This window comes from Collinsella aerofaciens, assembly GCF_039758965.1.
GTDB classification, from domain to species: Bacteria; Actinomycetota; Coriobacteriia; order Coriobacteriales; family Coriobacteriaceae; genus Collinsella; species Collinsella aerofaciens_BR.
Map to the genome: position 1 here is coordinate 1 of NZ_JBDMSL010000051.1, position 2,100 is coordinate 2,100.

4 protein-coding genes are annotated in these 2,100 nt (G+C 50.2%); 2 read left to right on the forward strand and 2 right to left on the reverse strand.

Going from position 1 to position 2,100, the window contains the following annotated elements; genetic code table 11:
* Window positions 1-74 precede the first annotated feature (74 nt).
* Both ABHU32_RS09960 and ABHU32_RS09965 read left to right on the forward strand, forming a co-directional pair.
* Window positions 75-503, forward strand: coding sequence for a hypothetical protein (locus ABHU32_RS09960; RefSeq protein ID WP_346979812.1), 429 nt, complete (start codon window positions 75-77; stop codon window positions 501-503).
* A gap of 126 nt (window positions 504-629) precedes the next feature.
* Window positions 630-941 (forward strand): hypothetical protein, encoded by a 312-nt coding sequence (locus tag ABHU32_RS09965; protein WP_346979813.1) that lies wholly within the window; start codon window positions 630-632, stop codon window positions 939-941.
* Window positions 942-953: 12 nt separating this feature from the next.
* On the opposite strand, the gene ABHU32_RS09970 is transcribed toward ABHU32_RS09965, so the two are convergent.
* The gene (locus ABHU32_RS09970) at window positions 954-1,193 is read right to left on the reverse strand and encodes a hypothetical protein (RefSeq protein ID WP_346979814.1); all 240 of its coding nucleotides are present in this window, start codon (window positions 1,191-1,193) and stop codon (window positions 954-956) included.
* Between the two features lie 277 nt (window positions 1,194-1,470).
* Entirely contained in the window at window positions 1,471-1,926 is a 456-nt protein-coding gene (locus ABHU32_RS09975; protein WP_138341014.1) for a hypothetical protein, read from the reverse strand.
* Window positions 1,927-2,100: the final 174 nt, after the last annotated feature.

The window sequence follows — 2,100 nt, forward strand, 5'->3', positions numbered from 1 at the left end:
CGTGGAAAAGATCAAGTCGTCCTCGCAGACGCTCAAGCAGGAATACCTCGATACATACGAAGGAGGTGAATGACATGATAGGCAAGAGCTATGCAAAGATAGCGATTGTTGGCTTTGTCCTTTGCCTTGCAATGGTGCTATGTGCATCATTTGCGAGGTATAGGTCCGAGCAGTCGTTCATCGATGGCGCTGAAAATGGGTTTGGCATAGACGGGATGTATGTCAACGATGGCGCGACCAGGCCGTCTATGGCGATTCTTGCAGGCGAAGACATGGAATGGCAAATCTGTAATGACGATGGCTCTTGTCTGAGTGGTCGTTTGGCCGCAACGAGCGACCCGAATTCGTTCGATCTTCTCGACGATGATGGAGCGGATTGCGGTTCTGTTCACCTTTCATATGCATCGCGAGACGGGATGGACGGCATTCTCTACGTCTCCCACGAGACCGGCGATTTCAAGATGCGCAGGACTAACCGAGTGCCGGCTTTTATCGAGGAGTGAGAGTTCCCGGCGGCCTGCCGATCAGGCCGCCGGGGTATTGAACCCCGCATTCATCCGTACACACACAGATGAATGCGGGAAGTGTCCGGATGAAGTTGATAATCAAGGAAACAAAGCCGTTCTGCCTTGGACGGCTTTGGCCTGGACTTTAACTACAACATCGCAATCGACACTTATCAGCTCGCGCAACGCGCATGGCCAGATCTCGGACGCTGGTGCATGGAGGACCTTAGAGATTTACTGGACATCCAAAACGACGACGCACACCGCGTGCTCGCCGACTGCGAAGACGAGATGGCTGTCTACAATGCGATCAGAAACGGCGTGAAGTCCGGAGATCTTTCTGTGGAACCGCCGCGCCGTCGCGCGAGCCGACCGGGCAACCCGGGCAATCTGGTCCCGGCTCTCCCGGTCGTATTCCTACGATATCGCCCCTAGATCACCAATGTGTCAGATAAAGAATGATGCAATGGTTATGATCACGCCTACGGCAGATGCAACGACTGCGCCCTTTTTCCTCTCCTTTAGTCCGATGATTAGGGTTGCCGTAAAGTAAAGGGCGGAAATGCAGTCTATGGCAAGCAAAACGAGTTCCTTGGGCGGTTTCAGCAAAAGGTCGCTAGCAAAGAGTAATGCGAGCAGGGCAAAGCCGATTGTGACCAAGAATCTCGATTGATTTTGCGACAGCATGGCAACTGCCTTTCAGAACAGGCAAGTGAAAAGTCGGTACGATGTCATTGCGGTTGCAAACAAGCCGCCGCCAGGACCGGTTGTCACGAGACCGGCGATAACGCATTTTCTCGGTTTCCAGCTCATGACAGACCCCTCTCTCATGGTGCAACGTATACATTATGAGATATACACATTTTGTCCTATAAGCCCCAAGGATGACGATTCCAATACGGACGACGACACCAAAACCGGCATCGACGGCTCCATGGACGATTCGGATTCCAAATAGGCCCTGTTAGTTGAGCCACTTCTTTGCCGGTGTCGTATACGAGACCGCTATACCCGCGGCAATTGCCATCAGGCAGCTCGCGATGAATCCGAACTCATACTTCAAAACGTTTGTTGCGGTCAGGGCGATAATCAACACTGTCAGAATTTGCAGAATTATCGTAATTGCGAAGAGATTGATTCCTTGTTTGGCCGAAGTCGCTGAATGAGTTTGGCTTCGTTGATTCAGGTTGAGGCAGACAAGGAAAGCGACCAGTTCGCTTGATAAGGGGCCGACTACATAGAAAAAGATTGCGTCAATGAAGCCAATAGTGTTGTAAGTGTTGTAAGTTGTTTCGCCGGAAAACACAGCGTATAAAGCATATCCAAATCTTGGCTGATTCATGTATGAGTCCGAAAAGACGAAGAGCGTCAATATTGCTACTACCAGTAGTGCATTCAGGGCAAATCGTTTGCTTTTCATCGATCGCTCCTTCCGGGTGAACTCTATTATGTAATTATAAAGCAGTCATTTGTTATTCAAAGAATTTGACTGTCCTAAATAACATGCACTTTCGCTGCCTTGATTATCAACTTCATCCGAACACCTCCCACATTCATCCGCACATGTGCGGATGAATGTGGGAACCCGATACCC

Excerpts from the sequence above, each read along its gene's own strand:
- ABHU32_RS09960 (WP_346979812.1), top strand. The coding sequence starts at position 75 with ATGATAGGCAAGAGCTATGCAAAGATAGCGATTGTTGGCTTTGTCCTT.
- ABHU32_RS09970 (WP_346979814.1), bottom strand. The coding sequence starts at position 1,193 with ATGCTGTCGCAAAATCAATCGAGATTCTTGGTCACAATCGGCTTTGCC.
- ABHU32_RS09975 (WP_138341014.1), bottom strand. The coding sequence starts at position 1,926 with ATGAAAAGCAAACGATTTGCCCTGAATGCACTACTGGTAGTAGCAATA.